Below are 16,312 nucleotides of genomic sequence, written 5' to 3'. Positions count from 1 at the left end.
GAGGCTCGCCCATTGCATTCAGAGTAGCTGCTCGGATGGCAGATAATCTACATCGACCACCAGCGCGATTTCGCCGGCGTGAAGCTGTCGACCTGGCCGAAAGCGATCAATCAGTCGATGCGGATGGACATGCAGAACCTGATGGGAACGATCGCCGACACTCTCCATTCGGTGTGAAGGCGATCGGGGCATTGGTACTGACGTTCACAACAAGGGCGGCACGCGCGCCAGAAATTCGATGCCTCGTCAAATTTTGCTAAAGCCGAGCGGGCAGCCAAGGCAGCAATAATAGCTCGTGTCGCATTTTCCGAGACGCCAGCCCCGAAGATCGGGACGGCACTGATTTCAGGCAAACTTGCTGCGGGGTTGTCGTGGTTTTATGGCTCGGCGAAAAACTTACCCTCGGCAAGCATGGTTTCGATGCCGGCCAGCAATTCGCGATTTATGCCGGTGGAAATCCCTTTCGACGCAAGGTGCGCCACCAGCGCGCCGCTGCGAAGATTGCCGGCCGCACCGGGCGCGTAGGGACAGCCGCCTAGCCCGCCGGCAGCGGCATCGAACACCCTGAGCCCGAGGTCCCAGGCAGCATCGACGTTGGCGAGCGCCATGCCGCCGGTGTCGTGGAAATGCCCGGCCAGCCGCGCAGCCTCTGCTTCTTCGAGGGTTGCCAGCACCATGGCATGCACGCGCTCGGGTGTCGCCCTGCCGATCGTGTCGGCAACGGCGATTTCGGCGCAGCCGAGATCGCGCAGGCGCGCGACGACTCTCGCGGCCGCGCCGGGTTCGATCGGGCCTTCATAGGGACAATCGACGGCACAGGAGACATAGCCCCGCACCGGCAAGGAATGCTCGGCGGCCAGCGCGATCACTGGCACAAAACGAGCCAGCCCTTCCTCGATGGTACAATTGGTGTTTCGTTTCGAAAACGTCTCGGAGGCGCTGGTGAAGACCGCGAGTTCCTGCGCGCCGGCCGAGATCGCGGCCCGCGCACCTTGCTCGTTGGGCACCAGCGCGGACAGCATAAGCCCCGGGCGCCGCACAGCGCGCCGCATGACCTCATCATGATCGGCCATCTGCGGCACCCATTTCGGCGAGACGAAAGCCGTCGCCTCGATGCGGGCGAAGCCGCAATCGGCCAGCATGCCTATCAGACGCAGCTTCTGCCCGGTCGAGACCAGCCGCTTTTCGTTCTGCAGGCCGTCGCGCGGACCGACTTCGACGATCGTGGCCTGCCGATCCCCACCGGGCGATTCAATGGACGGCGGCATACATGATTTTTTCTTCGGAGGCCTCGTCGATGGTCATCTCCTCGACGATACGGCCCTGGCGCGCCACCAGGATGCGGTCCGACAGATTGAGGATTTCAGGCAGATAGGACGAGATAACGACGACGGCCGCGCCCGCATCGGCAAGCCGCTCGATAATCTGATGGATCTCGGCGATGGCGCCGACATCGACGCCGCGCGTCGGCTCGTCGAAGATGATCAGCGACGGCGCCTGGATTAGCGATTTGGCGATGACCACTTTCTGCTGATTGCCGCCGGAAAGCTCGACCACCCGAGCATTGGCGCCGATCGTGCGGACCTTCATCGTCTCGATCCATTCGGCCGATTGCCGGCGCGCTTCGCCAAGGCCGATTACCGAGACCGGATTGGAGCCCTTGGCCAGCTTGCCGAGGAATACGTTCTGGGCGATGTCCATCGTATCGAATAGGCCGTCGAGCTTGCGGTCCTCGGTGATATAGGCGACGCCGCGCCGCACGGCCTGCCGTGGCACGCGGAAGTGCACCACCTCGCCGCGCAAAGTGATGCGGCCACCATGGAAGAAGTCACGCTTCAAAACGCCCGCCGCGATCTTCATCATTTCGGTGCGGCCGGCACCGACCAGGCCGAACAGCCCGGTCACCTGGCCGGCAAAGACCGACAGCGTGGCGCTGCGCACCGCCTTACCCATCGAGACGTTCTCGAGCGCCAGCACCTTTTCGCCCGGTCGGCGCGCGACGCGTTTGGCGGCATCGTCGCCATAGAGCGTATCGGTCAGTTGCCGGCCAACCATCGCCTGGACGATTTTCTCGCGGGTGAGATTGCGCGCATCGTCGGTGACGATCAGCGCGCCGTCGCGCAGCACACTGATGCGGTCGGCGATCGACAGCGCCTCTTCCAGCGCGTGTGAAATGAAGATGATGGAAGCGCCCTCGCCTTTCAGCCGCTCGACCAGGGCGAAGAAGTGCTGCTTTTCCTCCGGCGTCAGCGTCGTCGTCGGCTCGTCGAAGATGAAGATGCGGGCCTTGTGGTGAACCGCGCGGGCGATCTCGACCATCTGCTTCTTGGCGGCGCCGAGCGTCGACACCAGCGCGGTCGGCTCGACATGGAAGTTCAGCCGCTGCAGATGCTGCTGCGCCTTGATGTTGATGCCGCGCAACCGGTTGAAGAAGCTCTCCTCGCCGAGGAAGATGTTCTGGGCGACATTCATCGACGGGATGAGATTGGTTTCCTGGAACACCATGGCGATGCCGTGCTTCATGGCATCGGCGGGCGAGGAAAAGCCAACCGGTTTGCCGTCAATCAGCATCTCGCCCGACGTCAGCGGATAGAGCCCGGCCAGCACCTTGGTCAACGTCGACTTCCCCGCACCGTTCTCGCCGAGCAGCGCATGGACCTCGCCTTGCCGCAGCGTGAAATCGACGTCGCGCACCGCCGCGTTGCCGGCGAACGCCTTGGTGGCCTTGCGGAACCGGACGATCTCGGTGGCGTGGGGATCAGCCATGCCGGGCTCCACCGGATGTCGCGCCGGGCAGGCGCAGCAGCGTGCCGGAGCCGCGCGAGGCGGCGTAGACGCTGCCGCCATGCTCACAGACGGAGGTGACGCCATGCATGCTGCCGTCGGCGCGGCTGTGCCAGCTTTCGCTGGGCCGGCCGCCGTCGTCGCAGCGCGCGACGAGGCCGTAGGAGCGCGATGGCGCCCACGGCTTCAGCACGCCCATCTGCCGGACCGAGCCCTGGCTCAGCGGCTGGTCCGGCCGCGCCGATCCGGCGAGTTCCGGCCCGATCCATTCGCCGGGATCGATCGTCGCCATCATCTCGCGGCGATAATCGTCCTCGCGCAGCACCAGTTCGAGAAGCTGGCGGCGCGGCGCGAACAGCGCCATCCAGAAGCCGCCATCGAAAGCGGGCGACAGGCGCGACGGATAGGCCGGCAGATCTTCCAGGATCGCCACCGGATGGGGGGATTTCGGATCGAGGGCGACGATACGATGGCGCCAGCTTTCGCTGATCGCCAGACGGCCGTTGCCGAGCATGACCGCGCCGTTGGGAAATGCCAATCCGGTTGCAAGCTCACGCTGGGAGCCGCTGTCCGGATCGATGGCGAGCACGACGCCGCTGCTGCCGCCCTCCATCAGATCGCGCTTCCAGTCGCGCGCCGGATGCTTGCGCGAGCCGACACACAGGTAGAGCGAGCCATCCACGGTAAAGAGCCCGGCGGTGAGGCAGGACGCCACGCCGCCTGGCAAGCCGATGCGCCTCCAGGTGCCCGGCTGCCCGATTTGCAGGCCCTCACCCTCGATGCCGACGGCAAGGCGGCCATCGGGCGCGGATGCGACAAAGCTGATCGGCGCCGCGAACTCCGCTATTGCGACCGCCGAAGCGCCCGCTCTCCCAAGGTCAATCCGGAAGAGCGTGTTGCCGCTGCTGCACAGCAGTCTCGCTGGCGACGCAACGAGATTGTCGATGGCGGGAAGCGACAGCAGCCGCTCCGCCTCTTCCAGGCGGTTGTCCGGTTTGAAGACGCCGTCCATGGCCGGCACGCTGATGCCGGCATCATCAGCCGAAAACAGCCGGCGGACGAACGTGCCGAACCCCGCCATCAGCGCTTCCCCCAGTAATCGTCATGCGCCGTCCATTGCGGATCGGCGCCTTCGATGCGAACGCGGCCGATGCGGTTGTTGGAGACGCCGCCCAGATAGAGCCAGCCCTTGTGCTCGCAGGTCGAGGTGATCGAGGGATGGTTTTCGCCGGCCTCGTCCCACAACGCGTCGATGATCTCGCCGGTTTCCGACACGCGCAGCACGCAGCCGCGATTGATGTTGGGGAACAGCCATTCGTCGGCGGCGATCCGCTTGGCCATGCGGCGGCGAAAATCCGGCTTGCGCATGGCGAGATCGAAGGTTCTGGTGCGCATGCCGAGCAGCGCGATCCAGTACGTTCCGTCGGAGCCGCGGTTGAGATTGTCGGGGTAGCCCGGCAAATTGTCGAGGAAGATTTCACGCTTGCCCTTGTCCGGTCCGTCGAACCAGTAGCGGCTGATGCGGCACGCCCATGTCTCGGCAAAGAGCAGCGACTGGCCGTCGCGGCAAATGGTGACGCCGTTGGGAAAGATCAGGCCGCGCAATATGGTGCGGGTCGAGCCGGTCCTCGGATCATGGCAGATCAGCCGGCCGTTGCCCCTGCCCTCCAGCGCATCGACCGCCCATTCAGACATCTCGTAGCGGATCGTCGCTTCACTGAAGAAGATGCGCCCGTCCGGCGCGATGTCGAGATCGTCGGGAAGCCTCAGCCGCGAATCGTCGATCACCGACAGCAGGCTGCGATTGGTTTCGTCGGTGACCTTCGCCACCGTCCCGTCCGGCGAGACGCGGTAGACGCCCATGCCGCCGACGCAGGTGAGCAGGTCGCCATTCGGCGCGAAGGCCAGCCCCAGCGGATGACCGCCGATACGGACGAAGACCTCGCTGCGCGCATAGTCGGGCGCGAGGAAACGGACGATCGTACCGTGCCGCGTACCGGTATAGAGATTGTCGTCGCGGTCGAGGACGACGTCCTCGGGACCTTCGACCGCGCCAAGCCCTATGAGCTCCGCCGCGCCAAGCCTGTCATTGACGGCAAGCACGTCGGTTCCGGTCGGCGGCGTCAAATTCGGCAGCTTCAGATAGGTCGGCGAGACATAGACTTTGCTCAACAGCTTGCCGCGGTTCTTCACCCATTTGGCGTCGAACAGCACGGCGGCGATCAGCACCAGACCGAGGATCAGCTGGTTGACCGAGCCGGGCATCGACAGGCGGATGAGGCCGCTGGTCAGGATCAGCACCAGGATGGAGCCGATCACCGCATTGCCGACCGAACCGCGGCCGCCACCCAGCGAAACGCCGCCAAGCACCACGGCGGTCAATACGGAAATCTCAAGCCCTATGCCGGTGTCGGCGCCGGTGCTGCCGAGCCGGGCGGAAAACAGAAAGGCAGCGATCGCGGTCAGCAGGCCCGATGCGACATAGGCGAGGCAAACCGTCAGCTTGACGTTGATGCCGGCTTTGTAGGCGGAGCGGCGCGCACCGCCGACGGCGCGCAACCGCCATCCTGGCCTTAGCCTTGACAGGACGATATGCGCGCCAAGGGCGATGACGGCGAAAATGGCGAAGGAGACGGGCAGGCCGTAGAAGGTGCCGAAGCCGATCAGGTCCCAGGTCGGGGAGACCGGCATCGAGCCGACGATCGCGCTGGCAAGCCGGGGAAAGATGATGTCGTAGAGCGCCCGGTAGATGACCAGCGTCACCAGAGTGGTTATGAAGGCGCGCAGCCTGAGATAGCCGATCAGCACCCCGTTGAGCAGCCCGCAGGCGAGGCCCGTGGCTAGCGTCGCGATCAATGCCACGCCGACCGGCAGGCCGGCAACGTTCATCGATACCAGGGCGGCAAGCACGCATAGCGCGAACATCGAGCCGACCGAGAGGTCGATGCCGCCCGAGAGGATGACGATGGTGAGCGCCAGTGCGATCAGGCCGAATTCCGACACCTGGCGGGCGAGATCGGTAAGGTTGCCGACCGAGAAATAGCCAGGGATGATCCACGTCATGACGAGGATCGTGACCACCAGCGCCAATGCCGGAATGACGTTGTCGATCCAGCTCTTGGTCAGCAATTCGCCGAACAGGCGGTCCGGCAAAAGCCGGTACCGCAGCCGTGAAAGCGCATCGCTGGTGGCCATAAGTCAGGATTCCCTACTTCAGATCGTCCAGCGTCCAGCAATTGCGCTGGTTGACGTTGGCCTTGGTGATCTGCGTCAGCGGATTGAAATAGAGCGTCTTGGTCTCGCCGGCGGTACCGTCGGAGAGCAGCAGCCTTGCGATCTCCGCATTCAGGATTTCGCCCTGCAGCGGCACGTTGTAGCTGATGTAGAGATTGAACAGGCCCTTCTCGACATTCTCGCAGCCGACCCTGTTGCCGCCGCCGCTTGTGACGAGGAAGACCTGGTCGCCCTTGCCGGCCTGCTGGATCGCAGACGCCGTGCCGGTGTCCTGATTGTCCCAGATGCCGATGGCGCCGCAAAGATCCGGATGCTGTTGCAGCACGGTCTCCATGATCGAGCGCGCCTTTTCCGGATTGTATTCGGTGGCCTGCTGCGAAACGACCTGGATGTCGGGATGCTGGTTCAAGACACGGTAGATGCCGTCGAGTTGGAACACGTCGGATGCCGCCGTCGGCACGCCGGTGTCGATAGCGACCTTGGTCGAAGCACCCTTGCCGGGGCTGCATTTGTCGACCACGGCCTGCGCCGCCTGTTCGCCGATCTCGGTCCAGTCGGCGCCGACATACGAATCGGTCTGGGTGTTCGATTCCAGGTTGATCTGCACAACTTTGATGCCGGCGGCCTGCGCCTGAGCCAGCAACCGGGCGTAGGACTGGATGTCGGGATTGTGCGCGACGATCAGGTCCGGCTTCTCGCTGATCAGCGACTGCAGCGCGCGGGTTCCCGCGTCGGTGCTCCAGGCGGGGTCGCGGATCTCGAAATCATACTTGAGGCGCTTGGCCTGCTGGCGCATCACCGCCGCCCAGCCTTCGGTCAGGTCGAAACCCATCGACAGCGGCAGGAAGACGACCTTCTTGCCTTCCAGCGTCTTGTGGAACGTCGTCGAGCGCGGATTTTCCAGGCCCTTGTCCTGGGCGCTGGCGGTGACGATACCGGCAAGCGCGATGCAGGCCGCGGCCAGCCACTTTGTCGTTTTCAGAAGTCGCATGGTTTCCTCCCATTGCATTTTGGCGTTGAAATTGGTGTCAGAGATCCCCTTGCTGGGACGTCTGCTCGTCGCGTGGGTTGACGAGCGAGTCGATGACGATGGCCAGAAGCAGGACCACGCCCTTGACCAGGTTCTGGATCGTGTAGGCGATGTTCATGATCGTCATGCCGTTGAGCAGGATGCCGACGAAGATCGTGCCCAGAATGACGTTGCGAACCTTGCCGTGGCCGCCATTCAGGCCGATGCCGCCCAACACGACGACCAGAAGGATGTCGTAGATCATCGTCGAATTGAAAAGCCGGGCGTTGATCGCCGACGCCGACGAGGCAAGCACAGCCCGGCGCCGTAGGCGATCAGCGCGCTGATCGCATATTGCGCGACGATCATCGGCCGGTTGGAAATGCCGGTGATCCTGGCGGCGCCCGGATTGTTGCCCATGGCATAGGTCTGCCAGCCGAACCGCGTGCGGCTGAGCACCAGATGCAGCGCCAGGCAAAGCATGGCAAAGACCACCACCGTCACCGGGACGCCGAGGATGCGGCCCTGCCCGATCAGCGAGAACCATTCGGCGCCTGGCGGCACATTCTGCATCTCCAGCGTGAAGAAGAAGGTTCGGCCAAGGCCGTAGATGACGGAGCCGGCGGCAAGCGTCGCGAAGATCGGCGCGACCTCGCCGAAAGCGATCAGCATCCCGATCAGCACGCCGGCGACCACCGCGAACAGCGCGCCGATCAGCAGCGCGAATTCCAGCGAATAGCCCGAGCGGGCGATCACGAAGGCCCAGGACACCGACACCACCATCGTTGCGATCATCGAGACATCGATGCCCCTGGCGATGACGACCAGTGCCATTCCCAGCGCCAGGATGCCGAGAATCGAGACGCTTCTGATCAGGGCTAGGATGTTGCCGGGGCTGAAGAAGGACGGCAGCAGCAACGAGAACAGCACGAAGGCCAGCACCGCCAGCACCAGCACGATGCCTTCCTGGCTTTTGAGCAGGCTGGAAAGCCGAGCCTGATTTCCGTGTGCGGCCGCCTCGCTCACCGCTCAGGTCTCCTCTTTGCCCAGTCTGAGCAGGATTTCCCTGGCGCGATCGACGCGCACATCGTGATCCGCCGCAAGTTCCTTTGCCACCGTATCGATATTCGCGCCGCTCGCGCCCGCCACGATGGCGATATTGCGGGCATGCAGCGCCATGTGTCCGCGCTGGATGCCTTCGGTGGCCAGCGCCCTGAGCGCCGCCATGTTCTGCGCCAGCCCGACCGCGACGGTGACCTCGGCAAGCTCTTGCGCCGTGGTCACGCCGAGGAGTTTCAGCGCTGCGCGCGCGGCCGGGTGCGTCTTGGTGGCGCCGCCGACCATGCCCAGCGCCATCGGCATTTCCAGCGTCCCCACGAGGTTTCCGGCGGCGTCGGTCTCCCAGCGGCTCAACGACGTATAACGGCCGCCGCGCGCCGCCCAGGCGTGGGCGCCGGCCTCGATCGCCCGCCAGTCGTTGCCTGTCGCGACGACGACTGGATCGATGCCGTTCATGATGCCCTTATTGTGCGTGGCCGCGCGGTAAGGATCGACGATCGCCAGCGAACAGGCCTCGACGATGCCGGCAACGATACGCTCGCCGGTGAACTCCTTCGTCGCCAGTGCCTTCGGCGTCAGCCGCACCCGCGCCCGCGCCAGCCTGAGGTCGGCCAGGTTGGAGAGGATGCGCAGCCGGACGGTGCCGCCCGAAATGCGCTCGATCATCGGTGCGACTGCCTCGGCCATGGTATTGACCGTGTTGGCGCCCATCGCGTCGCGCACGTCGACGAGCAGATGCAGCACCACCATCGGTCCGACTTGCGTCTCCTCGAACACCTGCACTTCGATCTCGCGGCAGCCGCCGCCGAGGCCGATCAGCACCCGGTCCTTCTCGTTGGCGGCGGCGATGATCTGGTCGCGGGCCGACAGCAGCCTGGCGCGTGCGCCGTGCGGATCGGACAGACCGAGTATCTGCACCTGTGCCCGCATGATCGGTGCGGTGCTCGATGTCTCGAAGCCGCCGCAACCGCGGGCGATGCGCGCCATGTAGGAGGCGGCGGCGACCACCGACGGCTCTTCCACCGCCATCGGGATGAGGTAATCGCGACCGTTGATGGTGAAGTTGGTGGCGACGCCGAGCGGAATCTCGAAGGTGCCGACCACATTCTCGATCATGCCGTTGGCGAGATCGAGCGGCAGGACGCCGCCGCGCAAGGCATCGCGATCCGCCTGCCCAAGACGAGCGGCGTCGCCGACCGTCGCCAGGCGATCGGCCGGCGACAGGTCGCGGAATTTCTCGATGCGGGAATTCAGCCGCGGCTCGACACCGCTGTCCTGGACAGCCACCATCACGATCGCCTCCCTGCGAATGCTTGTCGTTGAGGCAGCTATCGTTTAACTGATACCATCTATCAAGGTACAGCTACAGGAAACAGCGACAAACTGTACCAGTCCATATCAGGGCACGCAGCCCATCGGAGGATGTTCTGGGATGACGCGCGCCGAGGCCGTGGCGGCAGAGATCAGAAGGCGCATCGAGACCGGCTCGATTACCGTCGGCGCCAAGCTTCCGTCGATACGCAAGGCCGCCGAGCAATTCGACGTTTCCAAGAACACCATCGTCGATGCCTATGACCGGCTGGTATCCGCGGGCATCGCGTTTTCGCGGCCCGGCGCCGGCTTCATGGTCGCCGAGCGTCGCCGGCAGACGCCGAGCGAGCGTCCCCGCCATGTCGCGGAAGCGGTCGACATCGCCTCGCTGCTCAATGCGCAGTTGGAGGAGAGCTTTTCGATCCGCGTCGGCGACGGGCGGCCGCCCGCCTCATGGATGGAGGAATCGGAAGTGCGGCGCCATCTCGGGCTGCTCGGCCGGCACCAGAGGTCCAGCAGTGACGGCTATGGTTCGGCGATGGGCCTGCCGGCGCTGCGCGAGCGCCTCGCCTTCGACCTCATGGAGCGCGAGGTGCAGGCGAGCCCGGACCAGATCCTGCTGACATTCGGCGCCAACCACGCACTGGACCTGATCATACGCCGCTTCCTCGTCGCCGGCGATACCGTGCTGGTCGACGACCCCGGCTATTACCCGCTTTTCGCCAAGCTGAAGCTGGCGCAGATCCGCATGATCGGCGTGAAGCGGACGCCGACCGGTCCGGACCTCGACGATCTCGCCGGCAAGGCCGAGCGCGAGCGTCCGAAGCTGTTCTTCACACAATCGCTTGCGCACAATCCAACCGGCAGCTCGACCAACCTGCCGACGGCTCACTCGATCCTGACGATCGCCGCGCGCTGCGACATGCTGGTGGTCGAGGACGACCCGTTCGTCGACCTGCCGACGGTCCGTGGCGTTGGCCTTGCGCCTCTCGACCAGTTGCGGAACGTCATCTGCGTGCGCACCTTTGCCAAGACGTTGTCGGCCAGCCTGCGCTGCGGCTATATCGCCGCGCGCCCCGACCTTATCGCTTCCCTTGCCGAGTTGAAGATGCTGACGACAGTCAACAGCTCAGGACACATTGAGCGGTTGATCCATGGATTGATCAGTGAAGGTCACTATCGGCGCCACCTCAAGCGTTTGGCGCAGCGTGTGCAGCAGGCCACCGAGACGGTCGTTCCCCGCCTTCAGAAGATGGGTCTTAAGCTCTTTGCCGAGCCGACAGGTGGATACTACGTCTATCTGGAGCTTCCCGAGTATGTCGATGACATCGCCCTCGCCCGGGAAGGCGCTCGCCAGGGGATTTTTATCGCACCTGGTACCGTGTTTTCGCCGGAGCGCCAACCTGCCAAGGCAGGCATCCGCGTCAACATCGCCTGGGCCTCGGATCCTCATTTTTTTGACTTCATGCTGGCAGAGCTTAGGCATCGGCGGACTTGAACATGACAAAGCCCCGCCTTGCGGCGGGGCTTAGTGCTTGACGGACCACTCCGCGGCGCGTCGTGACCAGATGAGCGAGAAGTCGCCCACGGTGTCGGTCTCGACCAAGCTCGCGTAGATCGGAGCGGGGAAGTTGGGGTCGTCGAGCTTGACGAAGTGGTAGTCGCGGCCCTCGCGCGAGGTCTTCTTCCAGGGCCGCCCCGAACTCGGGGCGCCAGCGAAAATGCGGAAGTCGGGTCTCTTTTCGTTGTCGCCATCGACCGGAGAGAACGTCACAGTCTTGACGTTGAGGTTGAGGGTCTTGACCGAACCGGAGAAGCCGTTCGCGATGCGCGAGAATGTGCCGACCGTAGCCATCGTGGTGGTTCCATCTGTTTTTCTCGGGCCGCACCCATCTCTCGATGGTGGTCGTGAGGCCGGAGACGATCGGTCTGCATCCCGAAGGGGCTGAAACGAAGTAACGGCGGCGCGAGGCTTTCTTGGGCCGCCGAGGAATGGACGCGCAGCGACCAGGGGAAGAGAACGCAGCGACGTCGTTACGGGAAGACGATCGAGACTAAGAGAAGCGAAGGCGGTCTTCAGTCAGACCCAATCCATTCGAGGACGCCGTGGGCGTAGCTTGGAAAGAATACGCGGAAGGAATGCCACAGTGGCTAAGATCAGTCCCGGCCATTGTCGCTTGCTCCGCTGCGCTTCTCTATTTCGGTCAAAGACGCTTCCTCACGCCCGAGGGCGGTGTTGGTCCTACTCCAACCGGTGAAGAAGGGACGTCCGACTTCCCTAATCTTTGGGCTGAATCGTCATCAGCGGTCGATGGGAGAGAATGGACGCCGCCAGATTAGGCGCGGCACGCACGGGGTCGTAGAAGTCCATGCGCCATAATAGTAATTTCCTCATTCTGGGGAGTAGTTGTTTGGCTCGATCAGCCGCAGGTAAACTCAGTGCGACAGGATCCGAAACCGGCAGTTGCCGTGTAAGGCCAGGCCTTAACTTGGGGGAGAACTGGATACGAACGGCTGTTACCTTGGCGTTCCTGGCCTTTATCAGGGTGTCGTCAGAGCAATAGAAGCCTGCCTGGCCGGGGACGTGATCAGTCTCGAACGCGGTCGTATTCGTCTTGCGCGCGCTCGAGTTCCGGCCCGTAGGTCATCGACCATTCGTAAAGCGCCTCGAACGGTTGCCGAAGGGAGTGGCCGAGCGAAGTGATCGTGTATTCGACACCGACCGGCGTCGTCGTCGTCAGCACTTCACGGCGAATGAGACCGTTACGTTCCAGACGCTTCAGCGCATCGGCGAGCGCCTTGTGCGTGATGCCGTCCAGGCGCCGCATGATCTCGTTGAATCTCGACGGCCTAGTGCACAGAACGGTCAGAATCAGGACCGACCACTTGTTGGCGATCTGCTCAAGTGCCGGCCGCGCCTTTTGCACATCTATCAACGCCTCGACGGACACGGGCTTAGGACGACGGGGCGGGCTGACCTTGACGGGCAAGTCTTCAGTCACGGCGGACATAGGTATACTCCTCGATATCTGCTCTAGTTGTAGTGCGTAATTGACCGTAGGTATAGAGCATATATCTTGAGCCATCACTTTTTGATGGAGTTCACATGAGCAGATTGGCAAACAAGATCGCACTGGTTGTCGGCGGTGCCGGCGGTATCGGCGGGGCAGTTTCACAAAGGTTCGCCAGTGAGGGAGCGCAGGTCTATGCGACCAGCCGCAAGGGTGCGGACGGCGCCTTGGAAGCGGCGGGCACCGGCAGCATCCGGACGGTCCTGGCGGATGCAAGCAACAGAGCGGATCTTGAACGTGTATTCGAGCAGATCAGATCGGAACGCGGGCGTATCGACGTGCTCATTGTGAATGCCGGCCTTTCCGAATACGCCCCGCTTGAAGATATTTCGGAGGATCATTTCGACAGGACATTCGGTCTGAATGTGCGCTCCCTGGTTTTCGCAGCACAAGGTGCCGTCAACCTCATGCAGCCAGGCGGAACGATCGTGTTGATCGGCTCTATCGCAGGCGACATCGGCACCAAAGGATATGGCGTCTACGGCGCCACCAAGGCCGCTGTCCGCTCGTTCACCCGCACCTGGGCCAACGAACTTGCTCCCAAAGGCATTCGTGTCAACGTCGTCAGCCCCGGCCCGACCGATACGGCGATGATGGCCGGGGCCTCGCAACAGATTCGAGACGCGCTTTCCAGCATGATCCCTCTCGGGCGCATGGGCCGGCCTGACGAGGTGGCCGCCGCGGTTGTTTTCCTCGCCAGCGACGAGAGCAGTTTCACAACCGGCGCAGAACTGGCCGTCGATGGCGGCATGGCCCAGGTGTGACGTGCGCCTTCGACCACTGAAACCTGGACGGCCGCCGTTGCGCTCATGCCGGTCGGTGTCTCGCAGTGACAGGCATGCATGTCGTTTTCTCGAAACCGGAGCAGCTTTCGAGCGACATGTTATCAATCCTCCAGAAGATAGCCCTTGCGATGGGAAAGCGGCTCGGTGCCGGCTACCTTGGCGATGACTTGGTTGGCCGCCACCAGCTTCTTCAGTCTGCGGGTGACGACCACGCCGTCAGTACGCGCATGGACGGTGATACGGGCATCGCCGCCAATCGCAGCGGGCGCGACGATGTCGGCGATCGGCTGTCCGGACGTGACCCGCTCGCCAAGTTCGACGCGGTAGACGATGACGCCGAACGCCGGCGTGCGCACCACGTCGCAGGCGTCGAAGCCTGTGACGTCGCAGAGCGGCGGCGCGGCGGGTGCTTGACCGGCGATATAGCCGCGGCGGCGCAGCACATTCAGCAGCGCCGACGCATCTGTCGCGGCCATCTCGTCGCCGATGTCGACGAAGCCGCGCAATTCGACCGTCGCTGCCATGCAGCCGACCGGTATCAGCTTGTCGGGATACGCCGCCGCGAGCTTCAACCACGGCTCGACGCTTGCTTCGGCAAAGGTCGAGCCGCCGGAGAAGGTGAACTTTCGTGTGCGATTTTTGCACACGGGCTCTAGTAACTATCTGATATTACTTATCTATCTGCCCCATCCATCATGGGGGCTATGGCTACCCTAAACCTTTGATAATGTTGCAGCTTCAATAAAGTTTGTGCACGCGTCGCGTGAACGCTATCGCCTGCCATGACAGCCCCCGCCGCAAATCGGCCGAATGCCCTGGCCGGCGCGACGGCGTGCGGCGCCGAATACCTCAATCGCAGGGTAGCTTATAGGTCGACCTGGCCGGAAATGCCAACGCGTTATCTGCTTTCGATGCCTGGGCGGAGGACGGAAGCCTCCAGCTTCGTATGCCGGTGTCTACGCCAATGATGTGGCTAGGAGCCGGGGAGGCCAGCCCTCGACAGCATCTCAAGGAACCGGGAATGGTGATGATCCTTCACATAGCGCGGCACAAAGCCAGGGCAGACATTGCTCAGATTGAGATGCGGAAGTTGTGACAGGCAATGGTGGATGGCTCGGGACGCTTCTTCGTTGTTTCCGGTGGCCGACGCGGTCGCGGCCCAATAAAGAGCGCCGCGAACGAAGCCCGGCTTTGTCCTGACCACTTTGCGGGCGGCTTCGAGCGCCCGCTGGTTGTCTCCGCCAGCGAAGAGCGCCACAACCAGGCCGTGGTGGCGCCAGAAGTCGATCACATCGTGCGTTCCGAGCCGGATTGCTTCGTTGGCCTCGCGCACCGCTTCGTCGACTTGTCCGCGCAACGCAAAGAGCATCGAAATATCGCCGTGGCCAGTCGGGTAGCTTGGGTTGAGGCTGATCGCGTGGCGGCATTCGGCGATCGCCTCGTCGATACGACCGCAACTTTCGAGAGCGAACGACAAGATACATCGGGCAATTTCATCGTCCGGTACCGCCCGCACCGCGGCTTCCGCAAGCTCGACCGCACGCTCGATCACCCCTCGCTCCCGAGGCAGCGCACCAAACGCCACGCCCATGGATATTACAATCGAGAGCGTCCGCTTTGCACGGGCGTTGTCGGGACCTAGCGAGAAGGCCTTCTCGGCAAGCTCTATCCCGACCAAAAGTGAGTCCCGAGTCATCTCAAAATATTTCATGAGAGCTTCGTTGACCAGCCTGCGCACTTCAGGGGTACCCGGCGGGCTTTTGTCTCGAACCTTCCAGTTGGTCAGTTGAAGTTCGAGGATCACGGCAAGAACAACAGACTGTGCGATCCTGTCCTGGAATTCGAGCGCGTTCTCGGAGTGGCCGTCGAACTTCTGGGCCCAGACGTGGTGGCCGCCGGCGGCATCGACGAGCTGGACATTCACCCTCAACCCATTGCCGGATCTCTGGACACTGCCGCTGAGCATATATCGCGCCCGGAGTATCCCTGGCGTCTTGGCTTCTTCGCCCGGGCCGCTCTTCTCGGGCGGAAGCGCGGCGAGCACGACATAGTCGGCCACTTCGGAAAGGGCCGTCGTGATGTCCTGGACAAGTCCCTTGGCGAAAAAGTCGTCGCCTTGCTTTCCAGTCAGATTGACGAAGTCGGCAACGCTGATGGACGGACGCCCAAGGCGCTGGCTGGCCGGAACACCACTTGTCGACTGCACATTTGAAGCGTCATCGGCGGCAAGCAACAGAGATTGCCAAAGCGCCCGCGTTTCAGGGCCGGCTTCGACGCCGAACTCCTTCTTCAGCATGCTTCTGCAGGCTTCGTATGTCCTGATTGCCCTGTCGCGTTGCCCGCATGCGAGCAGCAATTCCATCTTGAGCCGATAGGATTCTTCCCGTGTCGGTTCCATGGTCAGAATACGATCGGCCAGGATCAGCCCGGCATCGGGGTCGACGAGACGGGCCAGTTTTTCGAAGGACTCAAGCGCGCGGCCGAGCAGCCTGTCGCGTTCCGATGTGATCCAGTCATCGAACGCATTGCTTCCCAGATAAAGCCCGTCGAGGAAGGGCCCGGTGTAGTTCGCCAAGGCCTTCGCGAGGTCCTGAGCGGAACGGGCCGAGAGACCCGTTTCGAACTTCTCCACGTCGACTTGAAAGGCCTCTGGCCTCAGGGCGATCAGCTCACCGCTGGAATGGATGAGATCCACCCCTTCTCGCGCCAGATCCTGGCGCAGGACACTGAGAGCTTGCCGAAGGCTGTTGCGCGAATGTTCGCCGTCGCTGTCGCCCCATAGGAGGTCAGCCAGCCTCTCCCGCGTCGCCGCCATGCCCGGACACCGGGCCAGATAGGCGATGATTGCCGGCCCTCGTTTCCCGGTCAGCCGAAGCGGACCGGTCGTTTCATTTTCAATCCGGAAACCGCCGAAGAGTGAGATTCTATTTGCAGCGCCCCTATCCTCACTTTGCATTTGCTATCCCAGCCTGACGAAATCCTAACTCAAAACTAACGCTTCGCAACAGTCGGCCTTCGCGCTCAAGCGCTGCCGTAACGGTAGGCTGTTTAGGCTTTGC

At 63.1% G+C, this 16,312-nt stretch carries 14 protein-coding genes; 2 read left to right on the top strand and 12 right to left on the bottom strand.

Annotated features, from left to right (window positions below):
• Window positions 1–377: 377 nt before the first annotated feature.
• From NKJ67_RS25975 to NKJ67_RS25940, 8 genes are read right to left on the bottom strand one after another with little or no spacing between them, the layout of a single operon-like run.
• The gene (locus tag NKJ67_RS25975) at window positions 378–1,268 is read right to left on the bottom strand and encodes a hydroxymethylglutaryl-CoA lyase (protein ID WP_352583950.1); all 891 of its coding nucleotides are present in this window, start codon (window positions 1,266–1,268) and stop codon (window positions 378–380) included.
• Window positions 1,252–2,766 carry a sugar ABC transporter ATP-binding protein gene (locus NKJ67_RS25970; protein WP_352583948.1) on the bottom strand — a complete coding sequence of 505 codons (1,515 nt, stop codon included), beginning with the start codon at window positions 2,764–2,766 and terminating at the stop codon, window positions 1,252–1,254. The genes NKJ67_RS25975 and NKJ67_RS25970 overlap by 17 nt, the downstream gene beginning before the upstream one ends.
• Window positions 2,759–3,865, bottom strand: coding sequence for a hypothetical protein (locus NKJ67_RS25965; RefSeq protein ID WP_352583946.1), 1,107 nt, complete (start codon window positions 3,863–3,865; stop codon window positions 2,759–2,761). Before NKJ67_RS25965 ends, NKJ67_RS25970 begins: the two co-directional genes overlap by 8 nt.
• Window positions 3,865–5,979, bottom strand: a complete 2,115-nt coding sequence (locus tag NKJ67_RS25960) for an ABC transporter permease (protein WP_352583944.1) — start codon at window positions 5,977–5,979, stop codon at window positions 3,865–3,867. The genes NKJ67_RS25965 and NKJ67_RS25960 overlap by 1 nt, the downstream gene beginning before the upstream one ends.
• Before the next feature lie 13 nt (window positions 5,980–5,992).
• Window positions 5,993–7,009: a sugar ABC transporter substrate-binding protein gene (locus NKJ67_RS25955; protein ID WP_164749005.1), complete on the bottom strand. Its 1,017-nt coding sequence runs from the start codon at window positions 7,007–7,009 to the stop codon at window positions 5,993–5,995.
• A gap of 37 nt (window positions 7,010–7,046) precedes the next feature.
• A complete protein-coding gene (locus NKJ67_RS25950; protein WP_352583942.1) occupies window positions 7,047–7,292 on the bottom strand; it encodes a hypothetical protein in 246 nt (81 codons plus the stop codon).
• The gene (locus NKJ67_RS25945) at window positions 7,289–8,053 is read right to left on the bottom strand and encodes an ABC transporter permease (protein WP_352583940.1); all 765 of its coding nucleotides are present in this window, start codon (window positions 8,051–8,053) and stop codon (window positions 7,289–7,291) included. Before NKJ67_RS25945 ends, NKJ67_RS25950 begins: the two co-directional genes overlap by 4 nt.
• A gap of 3 nt (window positions 8,054–8,056) precedes the next feature.
• The gene (locus NKJ67_RS25940; RefSeq protein WP_352584015.1) at window positions 8,057–9,376 is read right to left on the bottom strand and encodes a hydroxymethylglutaryl-CoA reductase, degradative; all 1,320 of its coding nucleotides are present in this window, start codon (window positions 9,374–9,376) and stop codon (window positions 8,057–8,059) included.
• Between the two features lie 142 nt (window positions 9,377–9,518).
• Here NKJ67_RS25940 and NKJ67_RS25935 point away from each other — a divergent pair, with 142 nt between their 5' ends.
• Entirely contained in the window at window positions 9,519–10,895 is a 1,377-nt protein-coding gene (locus NKJ67_RS25935; RefSeq protein ID WP_127268216.1) for an aminotransferase-like domain-containing protein, read from the top strand.
• Between the two features lie 30 nt (window positions 10,896–10,925).
• Here NKJ67_RS25935 and NKJ67_RS25930 read toward each other — a convergent pair whose 3' ends face one another.
• Window positions 10,926–11,252, bottom strand: a complete 327-nt coding sequence (locus tag NKJ67_RS25930; protein ID WP_352583938.1) for a DUF736 domain-containing protein — start codon at window positions 11,250–11,252, stop codon at window positions 10,926–10,928.
• A gap of 733 nt (window positions 11,253–11,985) precedes the next feature.
• Entirely contained in the window at window positions 11,986–12,408 is a 423-nt protein-coding gene (locus NKJ67_RS25925) for a winged helix-turn-helix transcriptional regulator (protein ID WP_127268214.1), read from the bottom strand.
• Window positions 12,409–12,503: 95 nt separating this feature from the next.
• Here NKJ67_RS25925 and NKJ67_RS25920 point away from each other — a divergent pair, with 95 nt between their 5' ends.
• Window positions 12,504–13,232, top strand: coding sequence for an SDR family NAD(P)-dependent oxidoreductase (locus NKJ67_RS25920; RefSeq protein ID WP_127268213.1), 729 nt, complete (start codon window positions 12,504–12,506; stop codon window positions 13,230–13,232).
• A gap of 122 nt (window positions 13,233–13,354) precedes the next feature.
• Here the strand turns inward: NKJ67_RS25920 and NKJ67_RS25915 are convergent, their stop codons facing one another.
• Entirely contained in the window at window positions 13,355–13,900 is a 546-nt protein-coding gene (locus tag NKJ67_RS25915) for a succinylglutamate desuccinylase/aspartoacylase family protein (RefSeq protein ID WP_352583935.1), read from the bottom strand.
• 326 nt (window positions 13,901–14,226) lie between these two features.
• Window positions 14,227–16,209: a BTAD domain-containing putative transcriptional regulator gene (locus NKJ67_RS25910; RefSeq protein ID WP_352583934.1), complete on the bottom strand. Its 1,983-nt coding sequence runs from the start codon at window positions 16,207–16,209 to the stop codon at window positions 14,227–14,229.
• Window positions 16,210–16,312 lie beyond the last annotated feature (103 nt).

This window comes from Mesorhizobium sp. M0088, assembly GCF_040322895.1.
Taxonomy (GTDB): domain Bacteria; phylum Pseudomonadota; class Alphaproteobacteria; order Rhizobiales; family Rhizobiaceae; genus Mesorhizobium.
The sequence above is the reverse complement of the archived record's forward strand: the minus strand, read 5'-3'. Positions and strand labels throughout refer to the sequence as shown.